Source organism: Celeribacter neptunius (genome assembly GCF_900113955.1).
GTDB classification, from domain to species: domain Bacteria; phylum Pseudomonadota; class Alphaproteobacteria; order Rhodobacterales; family Rhodobacteraceae; genus Celeribacter; species Celeribacter neptunius.
Genome location: NZ_FORH01000006.1, coordinates 62436 through 79472 on the forward strand (window position 1 = coordinate 62436; position 17037 = coordinate 79472).

A 17037-nucleotide genomic window follows, 5' to 3' on the forward strand; every position below is an offset into this window, starting at 1 on the left:
GATGAAATCCAAGACACACACCGACCACTCCAGCCCCGCCCGCATCACGTCGCGTTTCACCGGCGATCACTATGTCCGGGACAGCCTGGCGTTTCTGGGCTCTGCTTTGGCGGTCCTCGCCCTTGGTCTGTTGATCGGCGAAAACTACGTGTTCCACATCCTGATCCTGATCTGCATTTGGAGCGCGGTGATTGCGGGATGGGACCTATTGATCGGCTATGCCGGCGTTTTCAACTACGCCCAACTGGTGTTCTTCGCCGTGGGTGCCTATGCAAGTGCCATGTTGTCGGTTTCGGCGGGCTTGCCCGCAGTGGCCACGATCCCGCTTGCCGCCGTCATTGGCGGGATCGTCGGCGCGCTGATCGCCATTCCAACGGCGCGTCTCAAGGGCGAATATGTTGCGCTCTTTACCTTCGCGGTGCATCTCGCCTTGCCTGCGGTCCTGCAACAAACGCGGGGTTTGGGCACAGGCGGCAGTACCGGGGTTCTGGGCTTGCCGCCGATCTCGCTTTTCGGTCAGACCTTTTATGCCATCAACAAACAGGCATGGTTCGTCATGGCCCTGATCGTCGCGGTGCTGTGCATCTACCTGATCTACTTTGTCGCGCTGCGCAGCCGTTTCGGTCTGGCGCTTCTGGCGATGCGCGACGCCCCGGCGTTCTCCGAAGCACTCGGCGTGAACGGTCGTCGGCATCAGATTTTCGCCTTCGCGATCTCTGCTGCGATCACGGGTTTTGCAGGCGCGTTCTATGCGCATTACACCTCTGTCGTTACGCCTCGCATCCTCGGGACGGAGTTCTTCCTGATGGCCATGGTCATGCTCGCCATCGGCGGCATGGGACGATTCCCCGGCGCTTTGCTCGGAGTTGTGGTGGTGATCCTCGGCAATGAATTCCTCAGAAGCTTTGACAGCTATCGGTTGATCGTTCTGGGGCTGATCGTCATCCTCTCGGTGATCGCCTTGCCGGAGGAGTTGGGCGGTTTCCTCAAAAACCGAATGCGGAAAAGACGCGCTTGATATGAGCCTTGAAAAGGCGCGGGCGAGGGTGCGACAGCACCTGTTGCACATGCCCGAGAGCGCTGTTGTGCAGGTGATGCTCAGGGAGCTTGAGGACATAGACGACGCGTCCGTTTTGGAGGGGCGCGTCTCGCCTGACCTGCCGGACGCGATGCATCTGTGTTTGGCGTGTCAGAACCGCCTGCTGCAAAGGGTTCTGTCTTCAAAAGTCGTGGGGCCTGAGATGGCACATCCGAATTGGTCAAAGGAAGCGCATGCCGAAGCCTTTTACCTCCTTGCGGCCAATGCATTTCTGCCGCTTGCGTTTGATCTTGTTCCTCAGCTCCTGGCCGGAACTGTTGATCGTCAGGAACAGGCCGTATCTGCGATTTTAAAGGCTGTGAGGAGAATGCCGAAAACGCGATAGTTTCGGGCTGTGTCATTCTGTGACGTATGCTTCTCTGAGAGAGATGGAACTACATTGATGCGAAACAGTGCAGGTCATAACCAATTAGGTTCGTTAGAAAACTCCATTGTGATCGTTACAAACGATGGGCTTTTCTGATTGGGCCAAAAATTCGACACACAGCACGAACTGCTCTCGGTTACACCTCACCCGTCAGCGCTAAAGCCTCAATAGCCCCATCCAAAGCATCTTTTGTCGTGGCTAGGCAATATTTGACCTCGCCCCACATTGTGGCTGGAATCAGAAAACGTGTTTCTGAGATTTCGGCAGCATGGTTCGCGAGGAAATGGTTCATTCCATCAAGGCTTATTATCGCATTCACGATAATATCGACTTCATCCAGGTTCAGCAGACCCAAATCAGATGACAGGCTATCAGAAAGAAGCCTCTGCACCCTTCCAATCGAAATAAATTCGCTGTCCGGAGTTGGGCCGTCGAGATTTTGCTTCAGAGCGCGCGCATAGTTCCGAAACTCGGCTGCAAGGATGCGCCGCAATGTTTGGCGTTTGGTTGCCAGTTGTCGCTCATGCGTTTCTCTGTCGTGCTTCGCATTTGCTCTCAAAGTCCAGATGACGCCGAAAAAGCCGATGACCCCAACAATGGATGTCTGAAAGCGATCCAGCAAATCGATGACATCAATGATCGTCAAAACGAAATCCGTTCATGAAAAATACTTGGACCCAGAGCATGCATAACAGGATCGACATGGGCAAGCGTTTCTGTGGGTATTGCCCATGCGTGACATCCTCCTGCTCAATCACGCGATTTCAGAAAACCCTCTAAGCTCTCACGATAAATCAAGCGATCCCGAGCATGGCCATCATTTTCTTCGGGGCGTTGTTCAGTCAGCTTTCCGGCTGCAATCAACGCATAGATCCCCTCGGCGTCAGTTCCCAACGCCTTTGCCGCTTCTCGAACGGGTATAACCTGCCGTTGCACCTTGGAAAGAATGTCCGTCAGGTCGGACGCAATTACCCTCAGTTCCTCGAAACTGAGGTGCCCCTAGTTTCCTAGACACCTGCCTCGGTCAGTTTCTGCTGTCTGGTCTCGAAGTCAACGGGCGACAGCATGCCGTTGTTCGTGTGCTTGCGCTTCGGGTTGTAGAAGAGCTCGATGTATTCGAACACGTCCCTCCTGGCGTCGTCCCTGGTCGGGTAAGTTCGGCGTCTAATCCGCTCGCGTTTCAGCAGCTGAAAGAAGCTTTCTGCTACGGCATTGTCGTGGCAGTTACCGCGTCGGCTCATGCTGGGTTCCAGATGTTGCTGGCGGAGAAACGCCTGCCACTCCCGGCTGGTGAACTGGGAACCTTGATCGGAATGCACCATGACCTGGCCAGCGGGCTTTCGTCGCCAAACGGCCATCAGCAAGGCTTGCAGAGCGAGGTCCGTGGTTATGCGGGATTGTGCAGACCAGCCGACGACACGGCGGGAGAACAGGTCGATCACGACGCAGAGATACAGCCAGCCCTCATGGGTCTTGATGTAGGTGATGTCGGTCACCCAGACCAGATCGGGTGCGGTCGTGCTGAACTTATGCTCCAGCCTGTTCTCGGCAACCACCGCACGTTTGCCGCCGTGTCGGCCCGGGCGACGCCCGTGGCCCACCTGGGCAGCGATCCCGGCCAGAGACGCCAAACGTGCCACCCGGTTCTCTGAAATTCGTTCGCCCTGATCCCGCAGATCGTCCGTCAACTTGCGATAGCCATACACCTTGCCGCTCCCAGGCCTGTCGGATCAGCTCGGTCTGGCGCGCATCCTGCTGCGCACGGTGACTTAACGGTTCTTTAAGCCATGCGTAGAAGCCGGAGAAATGGACCCGCAGCACCCGGCACATGGCCCGGACGCCGAACTCTCCGCGATGCGCCCGAATGAAGGCGTACTTCATTGGGACTCGCGCGCGAAGTACACCGTTGCCTTTTTTAAGATATCGCGCTCCTCGGTGACCCGGGCTAGTTCCTTCTTCACGCGCTTGAGTTCAGCTGCGAGATCCACCTCCGCCTCTCGAACCTTCGCAGGCTTCGCAAACCGAGCCTTCCATGTATAGAGCGACTTGGTGCTAACCCCCAGCCGATCAGCCACCTCGCTGACCGCATAGCCACGGTCAACAACTTGCGCCACAGCGTCCCGTTTGAACTCGTCCGTAAATCGATTTTGCGATGACATCCACGCTTCTCCTTGGTTCCAAAATTACCAAGCAAAGCGTCTACAAATCTAGGGGCACGTCATGTTGCCCTGCTTTTCCAGGAAGCCGTGGACGCTTGGCGGGCAGGCCGGCCTGACGACGAAACGACGTAAGAAAGCCGGGGGGAATTCCCCGGTTGGTGGCGCTGAAACGCATGTGCGATGCCGCGCACTTGGCGCCACCAAGACAGGTCTGATCTGAGGTATGCGGCTGTCGCGCTGAGTTCATGCTCGGATAACACTTCACAACAGGCAGCGCTTAGCAGATGCTCCGCACCTGACAGCCATCCGCACTGAAAAGAGAGCCTGTTTTATGAGCCAGTGGCAGAACTATGGGGGGGCAAAGTGGCAAAACTATGGGGCGTACCCCATGATTGAATTGGTCGGAGCGAGAGGATTCGAACCTCCGGCCCCTGCCTCCCGAAGACAGTGCTCTACCAGGCTGAGCTACGCTCCGACCGTGACGGGCGGAATATAGGGACATGGGGGGATTTGCAAGAGAGAATCTCGCGGTTTTGCGGGAATCTTCGTGCAGGCAAACTTGCGGTGTTTTTTCCGGTAAAACCCGCTATCGCAATTTGCCTTTGCGGACGAAGGGAGAGATCCGAAAGGACATGGCCGAGGAGGCGCGCGACCGGGTTCTGAGCACCGGGGTGTTGTCCGAATGACCGCCCCGGGATTCGCGGAACACGATATAGAGGCCCGAGAGGATGATGATCCCGGCGCCGATGACGGTCGGCAGATCGACTGTCTCGCCGAAGATGAAGTAGCCAAAGATCGTGGCCCAGATGATCTGGGAATATTGCATCGGCGCGACGATGGCGGCTTCCGAGGCGCGATAGGCGAGGATGAGGATCACCCCGCCGGTAAAGCCCAGAAGCGAGATCGTTGCGACACCGCCCAGATCCAGCAATGGCAGCGGGTGATAAAAGAACGTCATGACCGTGCCCATGACCACGAAATTCGCGATCAGCGGGTAAAGCATCAACACGGCGGTGCGCTCTTCGCGGCCGATCTTGCGCACGACGATCGAGGTGAAGGCGCCGAAAAAGGCGCAGGACAGCGCCGCCAGATGGCCGAGGGTCAATTCGGTCGCCCCGGGACGCAGCACCACGATCACCCCGATCAGACCGGCGATCACCGCCGCCCAGCGGTGAAATCCAACGCGTTCTCCGAGCACGGGGATGGACAGGATGGTGATCACCAGAGGCGTGGCAAAGATCAGCGCGTAGACCTGCGCCAGCGGCAGAACCGAGAAGGCATAGAAGGCCGCCGTGGTGTTGACCATCGCCGAAAGCGTGCGAAACAGTGTCCACCAGGGATGAACCGGGCGCAAATGGCCCTCGCTGCGGTCCCGGATCAGCATGAACATGACCAGCGGGAAAGAGAACAGCGTCGAGAAAAAGATGATCTGGAACGGCGCGTAGGAGCCACCCAGAAATTTGATCACCACGTCATGGGTCGAGAACACCGCGAAAGCTGCGAGCGCATAGAAGGCTCCGGTGATATTCATGCGGGCGATCCTCTGTCCTGTACGGGATCAGATTAACGGTCCCGGGGGCGAAGGTGCAAATGCTCTCTTGCGCCGTGAGGCGTTTCTGCAATGGCATAGCCCTTCTGTGCCGAAGGGTTATGCAGTGATCCGGTCGCCGCAACGCGTTGGTCGTCACGCCCGCTTCGGGAAAAGCCGACCGCTGGCCAGAAGCACGCCGAATATCGCCAGGACAACGCCGAGGATTTGCGAGAGATGTGGTGAGCGGCCAAAGGCGGTGGCAATCAACAGGGCCGCCACCGGCACCAGATTGAACAGGATCGAGGTCGCCGCCGGGCCGCGGTGTTTGATGCCGATTTGCCAAAAGACAAAGGCCAGCGCCGAGCCCGCCAGAGCCATCCAGAGCGTTGCGCCCCAGGCGGCTGGCGTGGCCTGTGCCAGATGGGCAACCGGGGTTTCAAAGAGGAAGGCGGAGATCCCGAGAGTGATCGCGCCAAAGACCATGGTCCAGGCCGAGGTCTCGAGCGGGCTGGCCTCTCTGACCCAGCGACGGCAGCCGACGGTGTAAAGCGCCCAGGCGAGGCTGCCCGCGAAGATCAGAATATCGCCCGGGCCGAAATGCGCGCCGGAAAAGGCGCCGACGGTCAGGGCGACGCCGCACAGGCTGATGGCCATGCCGATCAGGGAAAGCGCTGTCGGGCGGCGGCGCGAGATTGCCGCGTCGATCAAATTTGTGGTCAGCGGGCTGGTGGCCATGATCAGGGCGGCGGTCACCGGGCTCGAGCTGCGCATGCCGAGAAACAGCGCGGCGTTAAAGCCGGCGACACCGATCAGCCCGAGTGCGACAAAGGCCGGGCCGTTGCGGCGCAAGACCTCCAGCTTCACCCCTTCGGCCAGATGCAACCAGAGCAGGATGGCGATGGCGGCGATGGCAAACCGGCTTGCCGCCGCTGTCCACGACGGCAAGCTCTCCAGAACGATGCGGGTGGCTTCGAAATTCGAGCCCCAGAACATGGCCGCAAGTGCGCTCGCGGCAAAGGCGAGGCGCTCAGGGCGTCGGGATGCGGACAAAGTGGTTTCAGAGAAATCAGATGTGGACATGGCGGATCTCCAGTAAGGCGGATGATCCTGATAGTGACATTCCATAAATGCGGCATATATGGCATAATTCCGAGATAAGGTTTCCAAAAATGGAAAGCGAAGCCTGAGGGGTGACGGAAGGTGGAGCGACTGAACTGGGATGACGTGCGGCTTTTTCTCGCCCTTGCCCGGGAGGGCACGCTCCTGGGGGCGGCGCATCGGCTGGGCGTCGGCGTGGCGACGATCTCGCGCCGCATCGAGCGTATCGAGCGGGCGATGGGAGTGCCGCTGTTCCTGCGCCATCAACAGGGTCACGATCTGACCGACCAAGGTGCGGCGCTACTGCCGCGGGCCGAAGCGGTCGAGCTGGCGGTGCTGGAGCTGAATCGCGATGCACAGGCCGAGATGGAGGTGCGTGGTCTGGTCCGGTTGGCCAGTATCGAAAGCCTCATCGCTCCGGTGGTCCTGCCGGCGCTGGCGCCGCTTTTGGCCGAGAACCCGGGGCTCGATGTCGAGATCAATTACGCCCCGGATATGGTCAACCTGCATCGGCATGATGCTGATATGGCGTTGCGCCTCGTGGCCCCGGACGGAGGCAACCTCATGGTGCGGCGGCTGGCGATGATACGGTTTGGTCTCTACGGCCCGGCCGACGGATCGCGGCCACAACGTCATGTCATCTGGCCGCAGCGGACGAGTTTCGACATCGGGCGCAATTGGTCACGGGCCTTGGGTGCGGAGCAGGCCGGACAACTCATGCTCAACACGTTGGAGACTCAACTTGCGGCCGTGCAACAAGGTATCGGAATCGGCATTCTGCCGCATTTCATGGCACGCCGGGCGGGACTTTCTCTGCTGGCTGAGGCGCTTCCCGACGGTGGCCTCATGGAGCGGCCGATCTTTCTGGTGACCCATGCGGAGCTTGCAAGATCGCGCCGCATTCGCGCGGTTTCCGACGCGCTGGCGGAGGGTCTTCTCGGCTTTCGGGAGGCATTGGAGCACGCCTGAGTGCCGGTCTCATTGCCACAATGCAAAACGGGCCATGCGCGGAACACGATGCGCGAAATGAACCGTATTTGTCGCAGGTCCTGAGCCTGGCTGCGCTCGCCTCCGAGCCGCACCCGGTTTGCAACGGAACACGGCCGGGAAAGCCTCTGTCGAGACTGCAGCCGAGCTCATTCTGATTAAGTGGATTTTCATCGTTTGGCGCAATGAATGGGACGAATTTGCAAATCCGTAACTACAGGTATGGACCCGGAACCCAGATGAATATCGTGAAAAAACTGCCGATCTCGGTCAAGCTGCCCCTGATTGTGATCGCCCTCGTTCTTGCGTCAGTCTCGACGGTCTCGGTCCTCGAAAGCACGATCGGTGCGCGTGAGTTGAAACAGGCCGCCAATCGGCAGCTGGAGGGGCTTGCTCGTGATCGCAGTCAGAGATTCTCCGAGTTCATGCAGCGCACCCAGAACGATATCATGGCGGCTGCGGGGCGGGGCGCCACGGCGCAGGCGCTCAGCGATCTCAGCATGAGCTGGACCATGATGGCGCAATATGGCGACACCGGCCCTGGTGAGATGCTGAACCGGGCCTTCATCGACGACAACCCCAACCCAGTGGGGAAACGTCGTCTGCTCGACGCGCCGGTCGAGGCGATCGATGACTACAACTATTCGGGGTTGCATGCGCTTTATCATCCGGAATTCCGGGCGCTGGCCGATCTGTTCGGCTATTACGATATCTATCTCATCGACCAGAAAGGCAATGTGGTCTTCTCGGTGGAGAAAAAGGCGGATTTCGCCAGCAATCTCCTCACTGGCCCCTATGGCAACTCCGGCCTTGCAAAAGCGGCCTTTGTCGCCGAAACGCTGCCTGAGGGCGAAGTGGCCTTTTCGGATTTTGCCGCTTACGGCCCCAGCGAGGGCGCTCCCGCAGCTTTCATGGCAACGCCGATTTTCGATGCACAGGACCAGCGGGTCGGCGTTCTGGCCTACCAACTTCCGAACGACCGGATCAATGCCATTGTCAGCGATGTGAGCGGTCTGGGCGAGACCGGCGATGCCTTTCTTGTCGGGCCGGATCAGATCCTGCGCACCGATATGCGGTTCGCGGATACGCCGACCGCGCTCGAACGCCGCGTCGAAGGCCCGGCGGTGATCGCGGCGCTGAGCGGAAAATCGGGGATCTTGCAGTCCGCAGGGGCGGATGGAGACATGGGGTTCACCGCCTATGCGCCGGTGAATGTCTTCGGTCGCACCTGGGCGTTCGTGGTTGAGAAGGATGAAGCCGAAGTTACCGCCCTCATTTCCGATCTGATCTATGTCCAGATCATCGCGGCACTCGCCGTGATCGTCGTGACATCGATCATTGCCGTTCTGGTGGCGCGAGGCTTTTCGAAGCCGCTGACCCGGGTGCGGGATGCCATGCATGTGGTGCGCGGCGGCGATTATCATGTCGAGATCAAGGATATCGGGCGCGGCGATGAGATCGGCGGCATTGCCCGCGTGCTTGGCGAGTTCCGCGATGACCTCTCGGAGGCACAGCAGACCGACCGTGAAAGCCAGTTCCGTGGCGCCGCGTTCCAGGCCTCCGGCTCGGCCATGCTGATGGTCGAGGAGGATATGACGGTGCTGCATGGCAATGCGGCGATCACCGATCTGTTCACGCAATATGAGGCCGAATTCAAAGCCGCGATCGAGAATTTCTCTGCCGATGAGATCGCCGGTCGTCCTTTGGTGGAGCTCTTCCCGCAGGCGTATCGCGCCGAGATCCATGAGGTTCTGAAGGAACCGGGCCGGCTGCCGCATGAGCTGCGCTTCGGTCTGGGCGAGATCCGCCTGGTGATCCGGATTTCCGCGGTTGAGGATGCCGGGGGCGCACCGATCGGCTTTGTTGCGGAATGGCAGGACGCGACGGGCGGCTACATGAACGCGGCGATTCTGGCCTCGATCGATACCAACCAGGTGCGCGCCGATTTCTCGCCGGACGGCAAGTTGCTCGACGGCAATGCGCCGATGCTGAAAGCCTATGCCATCACCCGCGAGCATTTTGCGCTGATGCCGAAGCTGCAGGACGCGGCACCGGAGCTGGCCGATGTCTATACACGGGTGCATCAGGGCGAAACCGTCTTTGGCACTTTCCCCGGCCCGGTGAACCCCGAGACCGGCGAGCAGGTGATGATCGATGGCGCCTTCTCGGGCGTGAAGGACGAGAACGGCCAGATCCTGCGGATCATCATGATCGGCAAGGATGTCACCCGCGAGAAACGTGCCTGGGCGGATGCCGAGGCCAAGCGAGAGGCCATGCAGGCCGCGCAACAGGAGGTGGTCGACGCGCTGCGCACCGGTCTGGGCGAATTGGCGGAGGGCGATCTGACGACCCGGATCGAAAGTGTCTTCTCGAGCGAATACGAACAGCTGCGCGCCGATTTCAACCTGGCCTGCGAACGTCTTCAGGATGCGCTGGGCAAAGTGGTCGAGAATGCCAATCTGATCAAGGGCGAGGCGAGCGAGATTTCTTCCGCCGCGGATGATCTTTCGGTGCGCACCGAAAAGCAGGCGGCGACATTGGAAGAGACCGCCACGGCGCTCGATCAGCTGACCAGCTCGGTGAAATCCGCCGCCGAAGGCTCCACCCATGCCAACAGGCTCGTCGACACCGCGCGCGAGAATGCCGAGGCCTCTGGTCAGGTCGTGCATGAGGCGGTGACGGCGATGAGTGAGATCGAGCAATCTTCGCTGCAAATCTCGAAAATCACCGGCGTGATCGACGACATCGCCTTCCAGACCAACCTTCTGGCCTTGAACGCCGGCGTCGAGGCGGCCCGGGCCGGCGACGCGGGGCGCGGGTTCGCGGTCGTAGCCTCCGAAGTGCGCGCCCTGGCGCAGCGCTCCTCGGATGCGGCGCGCGAGATCAATCAGCTGATCTCCTCCTCGGGCGCACAGGTGAAACGTGGCGTGGATCTGGTCGGTCATGCCGGCGAAGCGCTCAAGGGCATCGTCGAGAGCGTCAAGGAGATCAGCCGCAACGTTTCCGAGATTGCCGCCTCGTCGCAGGAACAATCCGTCGGTCTCGCCGAGATCAACACGGCGATGAATCAGCTCGATCAGGTGACGCAGCAGAATGCGGCGATGTTCGAGCAAACCACGGCCGCGAGCCATGCACTGACCCGCGAGGCCGAGAGCCTGACCCAGGCGACGGCACGGTTCCGGACAGGTCAGGCCAGCACGCCCCCGGTGTCCGCTCGGGGCTCTGTTCCGGTCGCAGCCGCAGCTTTCGAAGCGACCGCCCTCCAACCGACGGCCTCCGAGCCCGTCGCCGTGCCAAAGCCCAGACCGACCCAGGCCAAGGTGGCGGTCGGCCAGATGAGCGCGCCGGTGTCCAGTGGCGACAGTTTTGACGATGGTTGGGACGAATTCTAGGCCGCCTCGCAGAATGCTGCATAAGAAGAAGCCCGGACGATCGGATCGCCCGGGCTTTTTCATTTTCTGCCTGTTTCGGCTCAGCTGCGCGGCTTGAGGTTCTCCGGGTCATAGAGCGGTGCATAACCGACCCCCGCGACCTCGACCTCGTAAGGCTCGTCGAAATAGGTCACTTTCAGCTTGCGACCGATCTCGCAATAATCCCAGGGCAGATAGGCAAGCGCGATGTTCTTGCCGATCGAGGGACCAAAGGCCACGGAGGTGGTGTAGGAGCGGCGACCAAGTTCGTCGATCAGCACCTCATCGGTTTCCGGGTCCATCACCGGCAGGGTGGTGTTCGGGTAACGCGCCACGCCGTTGCTGTCGATATTGTCATGCATCACCAGGGTACAGAGCATCGCCGGCTGATGTTCGCGGGCACGATATTCTTCGTGCTTGGCCTTGCCGCGGAAATCGGCGGCTTTCACCTTCGGACGCGACAGGTCGGCCTCGTAGAGGTTGTACTGCGTGTTCAGGTCGGCGTTTTGCAGGCGCAGGCTCTTCTCCAGACGCCGCGAGTTGGCGTAGGTTTCGACACCCACGGCCATCACGCCGATCTCACGCAGCGCGTCCCAGACGGCGAGACCGTCTTCATAGCGCATGTGAAGTTCCCACCCTTGTTCGCCGACATAGGAGATGCGGAAGGCAGAGACTTTCTTGCCGGCAATCTCGATCGTCTTGATCGCCGCGAAGGGGAAGTTCTCCACCTCCAGCATATCCGGATCTGCGACGATCTTTTTGAGGTTTTCGCGGGCGTTCGGCCCCCAGATGCCGATGGTGGTGAACTCTTCGGTCACATCGGTGATGGTGACGTCGAGACCACGATCCTGGGCCATGCGCTTCATATACATGAGATCGCGCGGACCGGCATCGGCGCCGTTCACCAGACGGCAGCGGTCTTCCATGCGGAACACGGTGAAGTCGGCCCGCACCATGCCTTCATCATCGAGCATATGGGTGTAGATCCCCTTGCCGATCATGTTGTCGCCACCGATTTTCGCGGCACAGAGATATTCCATCAGCGCGACATGATCGGGGCCCGAGATGTCGGTCATGTGGAAATGCGACAGGTTGATGATGCCGCAATCCGCGCTCATCTCGAGCTGTTCGGCATTGGAGACGCGCCAGAAGTGACGGTTGTCCCACTCGGCTTCGCGCACCGGAACCTGATCGGCGTATTTTTCGAGAAGATGCTCGTTGGCGGCATAGCCATGCGCGCGTTCCCAGCCGCCCAGTTCCATGAAATAGCCGCCAAGTTCGACTTCGCGCTCGTAAAAGGGCGAACGCCGGATGCCACGGGCGTTGGCGAAGGGCTCGCGCGGGTGGATCGGCGGGTTGTAGATTTTCTTTGCGGTTTCCCAGCAGCGATCGGCGATGAACTCTTCGGTCAGCGCGAAATCGTTGAACCGGGCGTAGTCGATCGAGTTGTGGTCGATGTCGGTGCGGCCCTTGGTCATCCAGTCGGCGATGAGCTTGCCCATGCCGGGGCCGTCCTTCACCCAGATCGCCACGGCGTACCAGAGGCCCCGTAGCTTGCGGCTTTCGCCCATCGACGGCCCGCCGTCGGTGGTGGTCTGCAAGAGACCGTTGAAGGAATGACCTTCGTTGAAGCCGAGTTCCGCGAGGATCGGGGTCAGTTCCATGGCTCTTTCAAGCGGCTCGATCACGTCTTCCAACACGAGGTCGCGCATTGACGGCCCGAGACGCGCCTGACCTTTCTCGAGAATGTCGCGCGGATGCACCATGCGCGGCTCTTCCTCGTAATAGTAACCCCATTCGATCTGACCGCCCTCGGTGGTCGCAGGATCGCCGGTGTCGCGCAGATAGGCGGAGTTGCCCTGGTCGCGCAGCAGCGGACGGCCAATCTCGAGACCGGTGCCGGCGAATTCATCATAGGGCCCGAAGAAGGTCAGCGGGTGATCGACCGGCATGACCGGCAGGTCTTCGCCCGCCATCTCGGCGATCAGACGCCCCCAGATGCCGGCACAGACCACGACGTGATCGGCCATGATCGTACCGCGGGTGGTTTTCACGCCGGTGACGCGGCCGTCTTCGGTGATCAACTCGAGCGCCGGGGTGTTGGCAAAGGCCTTGAGCTTGCCGCATTTCTCGGCATCGTCCACCAGCTTGCCTGCGACGGTCTGCGACCGCGGCACCACGAGGCCCGCATCCGGGTCCCACATCGCGCCCTGAATCTGATCCTCTTCCAGAAGCGGGAATTTCTCTTTCGCTTCGGCCGCCGAGATCATCCGCACGTTGGAGCCGAAGGCGCGGCCCGAGTCGCAGCGGCGCTTGAGTTCTTCCAGCCGCAGGTCATCGCCCACGCGGGCCACTTCGAGGCCGCCGATGCGGGCGTAATTCCCCATCTTTTCGTAGAAATCCATCGAATACATGGTGGTCCATGTCGACAGAAGATCGTGGCTGGTGGCGTAGCAGAAATCCGACGCATGCGCGGTCGAACCGATGTCGGTCGGGATGCCGGATTTGTCGATGCCGACAATATCGTCCCAGCCGTTCTCGATGAGGTGATGGGCGACAGAAGCGCCGACGATGCCACCGAGACCGACGATGACGACCTTGGCCTTGCTGGGGAATTTGGACATTGTTTCGGTCCTTTGCAGAAATTCTGATCCAAAGCGGATAGAGAAGGGATGTTGGGAGGATGAGGGAAAAGCGGCGCCCCGCCAAGGCGGGACTTGCAGGTTCAGGACAGGATTACGGGGTGAACACGACGGTCCGGTGATCGTTGAGCATCACCCGGCCCTCGAGATGGAATTTCACCGCCCGGGCCAGCACCCGCGATTCGATGTCGCGCCCGGTGGCAACGAAATCCTCGGCGGTCATGGAATGGCTGACGCGTTCGGTTTCCTGTTCGATGATCGGGCCTTCGTCGAGATCCGGCGTCACGTAATGCGCCGTCGCTCCGATCAGTTTCACCCCGCGCTCATGCGCCTGATGATAGGGTTTCGCACCCTTGAACGAGGGCAGGAAGGAATGGTGGATGTTGATGATCATGCCATAGAGCTTGTTCGACAGCTCGTTGGAGAGCACCTGCATGTACCGCGCCAGAACCACCAGCTCGGCGCCGGTGTCCTGGACCAGCTGGGCGAGCTTCTCTTCCTGTTCGGCCTTGTTTTCCTTGTTCACCGGCCAGCAGTGGAAGGGAATGCCCTCCTGCTCGGCGATGGTGCGCGCGTCTTCGTGGTTCGAGACGATGGCGGCGACCTCGGCGTCGAGCCAGCCGACCTTGATCTGATAGAGCAGGTGCAACATCGCATGGTCGAATTTCGACACCATGATGATGATCTTCGGCTTGCGCGTCTCATCCTCGACCTTGAGTTTCAGATCGAAACGGTCCACCGCCGGTTTCAGCGCCAGTTCCACCGCATCCTTGCTGGTCTCTTCCGGGAAGAGACATCCCATGCGCAGGAAGAATTTGTTGGTCTTGCGATCCCAGAACTGGTTGCTCTCGGCGATATTCGCGCCACGTTCGGACATGGCGGAAGACACGGAGGCGACGATGCCGTTCTTGTCGGTGCAGGCGATGCGCAGGATGTAAGATTTTGAACTCATTGGCGATACCGTTTCTCCCTGAAGATCCCGGTCGTCGCAGGGGCAGAGGCATTGGCCAAATGAGGTCCTGAGAGCGGATGGGGCCGGGCCGCAGCGTCCGCTGTTCGGCACAGATATCCCGCCTGACCAGAAGCTCTTCAGCCGGTGCGCAATACGTCACGAGAACCGGAAATCCAAATTATCCTTCAAAACAGGGTGCCGTTCTTTTGCGCCGGAAAATAGAAGGATTGCGTCATTCACAGATTATCGCTACGACATTCCATCATTCCTTGGCTTTCCGGACCGTTCCATGGCGAATACACAGGCCCCTTCAGCTCGTCTCTCTTCTCCGCGTTCTGCGAAACCGCGCCCCGCTGGCCCGCGCCTCTCGGTCGGGTTTATCCTCGCGCGGCGCTTCACGCTTTGCGCTTTCGCCAATTTCGTCGATGTGCTGCGCCTCGCCGCCGACGACGGCGATCGCAGCCGGCCGATCCTCTGCGACTGGACGGTGCTTTCGGATACGATGGACCCGGTGCTGTCGAGCTGCGGCATTTCGGTACAGCCCAAGGAGCGTCTCAATGACCCGCGCCGCTTCGACTATATCGTCGTGGTCGGCGGCCTCCTGGACGATGACGCCCCGAGCCTCAGCCCGGCTTATACCCGTTATCTGAAACAGGCAGCCGAGGCCGGCGTGCCGCTGGTCGGGGTCTGTTCGGGGGCGTTCTCCTTGCACGAAGCGGGGCTTCTGGATGGCTATCGCTGCTGCGTGAGCTGGTTCCATCATTCTGATTTTCTGGAACAATTCGACGGGCTCAATCCGGTGTCCGACCAGATTTTCGTGGTCGACCGGGATCGTCTGACCTGCTCGGGCGGCGCGAGCTCCGCGCATCTCGCCGCCTATCTGGTGGACAAGCATGTCGGGCGGGCGCAGGCCAGCAAGAGCCTGCATATCATGATCATTGACGACGCGCTGTCGCCCGACAAACCGCAGCCCGGCCTGCCGTTGAACATGAAGACCCAGGACCCGATCGTGCAACGGGCGCTTTTGCTGATGCAACAGAATATCGACACGCCCATTTCCGTCCAGCAGATCGCCGAGCGCATGGGCAACAGCAAACGCCAGATCGAGCGACATTTCCGCATGTCGCTCAACACCTCACCGCAGGCGGCCTTTCTCGAGATGCGGTTGGATCTTGCCAAGCACATGGTGGAGAAAAGCCAGAAATCCGTTGCTCAGATCGCGGTGGACTGCGGCTTTTGCGATTCGTCGCATCTCAGCCGGATGTTCCGCCGGAAATACGGCGGCACGCCTCAGGCCCTGCGTCAGGCGCAGCAGGTGCCGCAGATCGAAAGCTCGGAGATCGAAGAATAGGCCTCTGCACTCCGGCCGTCAGCCCCCAGCAGTCAGCACTCGGGCAGGTTGACCGCGATGCCGCCGGTGGAGGTTTCCTTGTACTTGAGATTCATGTCCTGCCCGGTCTCGAGCATCACCTGAATGCAATTGTCCAGCGGCATGAAATGGCTGCCGTCGCCTCTGAGCGACAGCGACGCGGCGGAGACCGCCTTGATCGCGCCCAGGGCATTGCGTTCGATACAGGGCACCTGCACCAGCCCGGCGGCCGGGTCGCAGGTCATGCCGAGATGATGCTCGAGCGCGATTTCGGCGGCATTTTCCACCTGTTCATTGGTCCCGCCCATTACGGCACAGAGCGCGCCGGCGGCCATGGCGGCGGCCGATCCGACCTCCCCCTGACAGCCGACCTCGGCGCCCGAGATCGAGGCGTTATGCTTGATCAGCCCGCCGATGGCGGCGGCGACCAGTAGAAAATCGCGCAGCTTCGCATCCGTCGCGCCCTGGCAATGGTGTCGGTAGTAGCGCATCACGGCGGGCACCACGCCCGCAGCGCCATTGGTCGGCGAGGTGACGACGCGCCCGCCGGCAGCGTTTTCCTCGTTCACCGCCATGGCATAGACGCTCATCCAGTCATTGGCGACATGGGGTGCCGTGATGTTGAGCCCCTGTTCGGCCTTGAGCGACTCGTGGATCGACTTGGCGCGACGTTTGACCTTGAGCCCGCCGGGCAGGATGCCGTCCTGGGCCAGGCCGCGGTCGATGCACTCGTCCATCGTGGCGATCACCCGGTCGAGCTTGGTCTCCAGCTCATGTCCATGCACCTTGCGCTCGTTGGCGCGTTTCATCTCGGCGATCGACTTGCCCGCGCTCACCCCCATGTCCAGCATCTCTTTGGCCGTGCCGAACGGATAGGGGAAATGCAGCGCTTCTTTTTCTTCATGCAGCGAGCTGCCGCTATGCGCCTCTTCCAGCTCATGATCCGTCATGATGAAGCCGCCGCCGACCGAGTAATAGGTCTGGGCGTAATAGATATTGCCGTCCTTGTCATGGGCGCGCAGGATCATGCCGTTGGCATGGCCTTCGAGCGCCGGACCGTAGTCGAAGATCAGATCGGTTTTCGGATCGAAATGCAGCACCGGCAGGCCGTCGAGGCGGATTTCCCTGTCGTCATAGACCGATTGTTCAATCGCAGCTGCGGCGTCGAGATCGAGCGTGTCGGGCAGCTCGCCGCAAAGACCCAAAATGACCGCCCGATCGGTGGCATGGCCCTTGCCGGTGAAGGCCAGCGAGCCGTAGAGCGTCGCCGTCAGACCGTAAAGCGGGCCACAGCCGGGGTATTTGCCCTTGCCCTCCCGAAGCTCACGGACGAACCGTGCGGCGGCGATCATCGGCCCCATCGTATGCGACGATGAGGGGCCGATGCCGATTTTGAAAACGTCGAAAACGGAGAGGAACATGG

Annotated in this window: 11 protein-coding genes, 1 tRNA gene and 1 pseudogene; 5 read left to right on the top strand and 8 right to left on the bottom strand. The window is 60.5% G+C overall.

The genetic code is table 11. The features are described 5' to 3' along the window. Position 1 precedes the first annotated feature (1 nt). Complete coding sequence (locus BM151_RS14770) at positions 2-1018, top strand: branched-chain amino acid ABC transporter permease (protein ID WP_090061516.1); 1017 nt, start codon at positions 2-4, stop codon at positions 1016-1018. Position 1019: 1 nt separating this feature from the next. Then, a complete protein-coding gene (locus BM151_RS14775; RefSeq protein WP_090061517.1) occupies positions 1020-1424 on the top strand; it encodes a hypothetical protein in 405 nt (134 codons plus the stop codon). A 178-nt stretch (positions 1425-1602) separates the two neighbouring features. Here BM151_RS14775 and BM151_RS14780 read toward each other — a convergent pair whose 3' ends face one another. The 5 genes and pseudogenes from BM151_RS14780 to BM151_RS14805 form a co-directional block, all read right to left on the bottom strand. Next, positions 1603-2112 (bottom strand): hypothetical protein, encoded by a 510-nt coding sequence (locus BM151_RS14780; RefSeq protein WP_090061518.1) that lies wholly within the window; start codon positions 2110-2112, stop codon positions 1603-1605. A gap of 361 nt (positions 2113-2473) precedes the next feature. Next, positions 2474-3625, bottom strand: a pseudogene (locus BM151_RS14790) (IS3 family transposase). A 398-nt stretch (positions 3626-4023) separates the two neighbouring features. Continuing rightward, positions 4024-4100, bottom strand: a tRNA-Pro gene (locus BM151_RS14795). Positions 4101-4211: 111 nt separating this feature from the next. After that, the gene (locus BM151_RS14800) at positions 4212-5156 is read right to left on the bottom strand and encodes a DMT family transporter (RefSeq protein ID WP_090061520.1); all 945 of its coding nucleotides are present in this window, start codon (positions 5154-5156) and stop codon (positions 4212-4214) included. 153 nt (positions 5157-5309) lie between these two features. Beyond that, positions 5310-6236, bottom strand: coding sequence for a DMT family transporter (locus BM151_RS14805; RefSeq protein ID WP_090061521.1), 927 nt, complete (start codon positions 6234-6236; stop codon positions 5310-5312). A gap of 120 nt (positions 6237-6356) precedes the next feature. Here BM151_RS14805 and BM151_RS14810 point away from each other — a divergent pair, with 120 nt between their 5' ends. Together BM151_RS14810 and BM151_RS14815 are read left to right on the top strand one after the other, a co-directional pair. Next, the gene (locus tag BM151_RS14810; protein WP_090061522.1) at positions 6357-7223 is read left to right on the top strand and encodes a LysR family transcriptional regulator; all 867 of its coding nucleotides are present in this window, start codon (positions 6357-6359) and stop codon (positions 7221-7223) included. 257 nt (positions 7224-7480) lie between these two features. After that, the gene (locus BM151_RS14815) at positions 7481-10633 is read left to right on the top strand and encodes a methyl-accepting chemotaxis protein (protein WP_177213170.1); all 3153 of its coding nucleotides are present in this window, start codon (positions 7481-7483) and stop codon (positions 10631-10633) included. An 80-nt stretch (positions 10634-10713) separates the two neighbouring features. On the opposite strand, the gene BM151_RS14820 is transcribed toward BM151_RS14815, so the two are convergent. Together BM151_RS14820 and purU are read right to left on the bottom strand one after the other, a co-directional pair. Continuing rightward, complete coding sequence (locus BM151_RS14820) at positions 10714-13275, bottom strand: GcvT family protein (RefSeq protein WP_090061524.1); 2562 nt, start codon at positions 13273-13275, stop codon at positions 10714-10716. A 112-nt stretch (positions 13276-13387) separates the two neighbouring features. Beyond that, positions 13388-14245, bottom strand: a complete 858-nt coding sequence (purU, locus tag BM151_RS14825; protein WP_090061525.1) for a formyltetrahydrofolate deformylase — start codon at positions 14243-14245, stop codon at positions 13388-13390. A gap of 289 nt (positions 14246-14534) precedes the next feature. On the opposite strand from purU, the gene BM151_RS14830 reads away from it, so the two are divergent. Further along, positions 14535-15596, top strand: coding sequence for a GlxA family transcriptional regulator (locus BM151_RS14830; protein WP_090061526.1), 1062 nt, complete (start codon positions 14535-14537; stop codon positions 15594-15596). A 32-nt stretch (positions 15597-15628) separates the two neighbouring features. Here BM151_RS14830 and BM151_RS14835 read toward each other — a convergent pair whose 3' ends face one another. Continuing rightward, positions 15629-17035, bottom strand: coding sequence for an L-serine ammonia-lyase (locus tag BM151_RS14835; RefSeq protein WP_090061527.1), 1407 nt, complete (start codon positions 17033-17035; stop codon positions 15629-15631). Positions 17036-17037: the final 2 nt, after the last annotated feature.

Bases quoted from the DNA above. Each gene is read 5' to 3' on its own strand.
- BM151_RS14770 (WP_090061516.1), top strand. From the start codon at position 2: ATGAAATCCAAGACACACACCGACCACTCCAGCCCCGCCCGCATCACG.
- BM151_RS14775 (WP_090061517.1), top strand. From the start codon at position 1,020: ATGAGCCTTGAAAAGGCGCGGGCGAGGGTGCGACAGCACCTGTTGCAC.
- BM151_RS14800 (WP_090061520.1), bottom strand. From the start codon at position 5,156: ATGAATATCACCGGAGCCTTCTATGCGCTCGCAGCTTTCGCGGTGTTC.
- BM151_RS14805 (WP_090061521.1), bottom strand. From the start codon at position 6,236: ATGTCCACATCTGATTTCTCTGAAACCACTTTGTCCGCATCCCGACGC.
- BM151_RS14815 (WP_177213170.1), top strand. From the start codon at position 7,481: ATGAATATCGTGAAAAAACTGCCGATCTCGGTCAAGCTGCCCCTGATT.
- BM151_RS14820 (WP_090061524.1), bottom strand. From the start codon at position 13,275: ATGTCCAAATTCCCCAGCAAGGCCAAGGTCGTCATCGTCGGTCTCGGT.
- purU (WP_090061525.1), bottom strand. From the start codon at position 14,245: ATGAGTTCAAAATCTTACATCCTGCGCATCGCCTGCACCGACAAGAAC.
- BM151_RS14830 (WP_090061526.1), top strand. From the start codon at position 14,535: ATGGCGAATACACAGGCCCCTTCAGCTCGTCTCTCTTCTCCGCGTTCT.
- BM151_RS14835 (WP_090061527.1), bottom strand. From the start codon at position 17,035: ATGTTCCTCTCCGTTTTCGACGTTTTCAAAATCGGCATCGGCCCCTCA.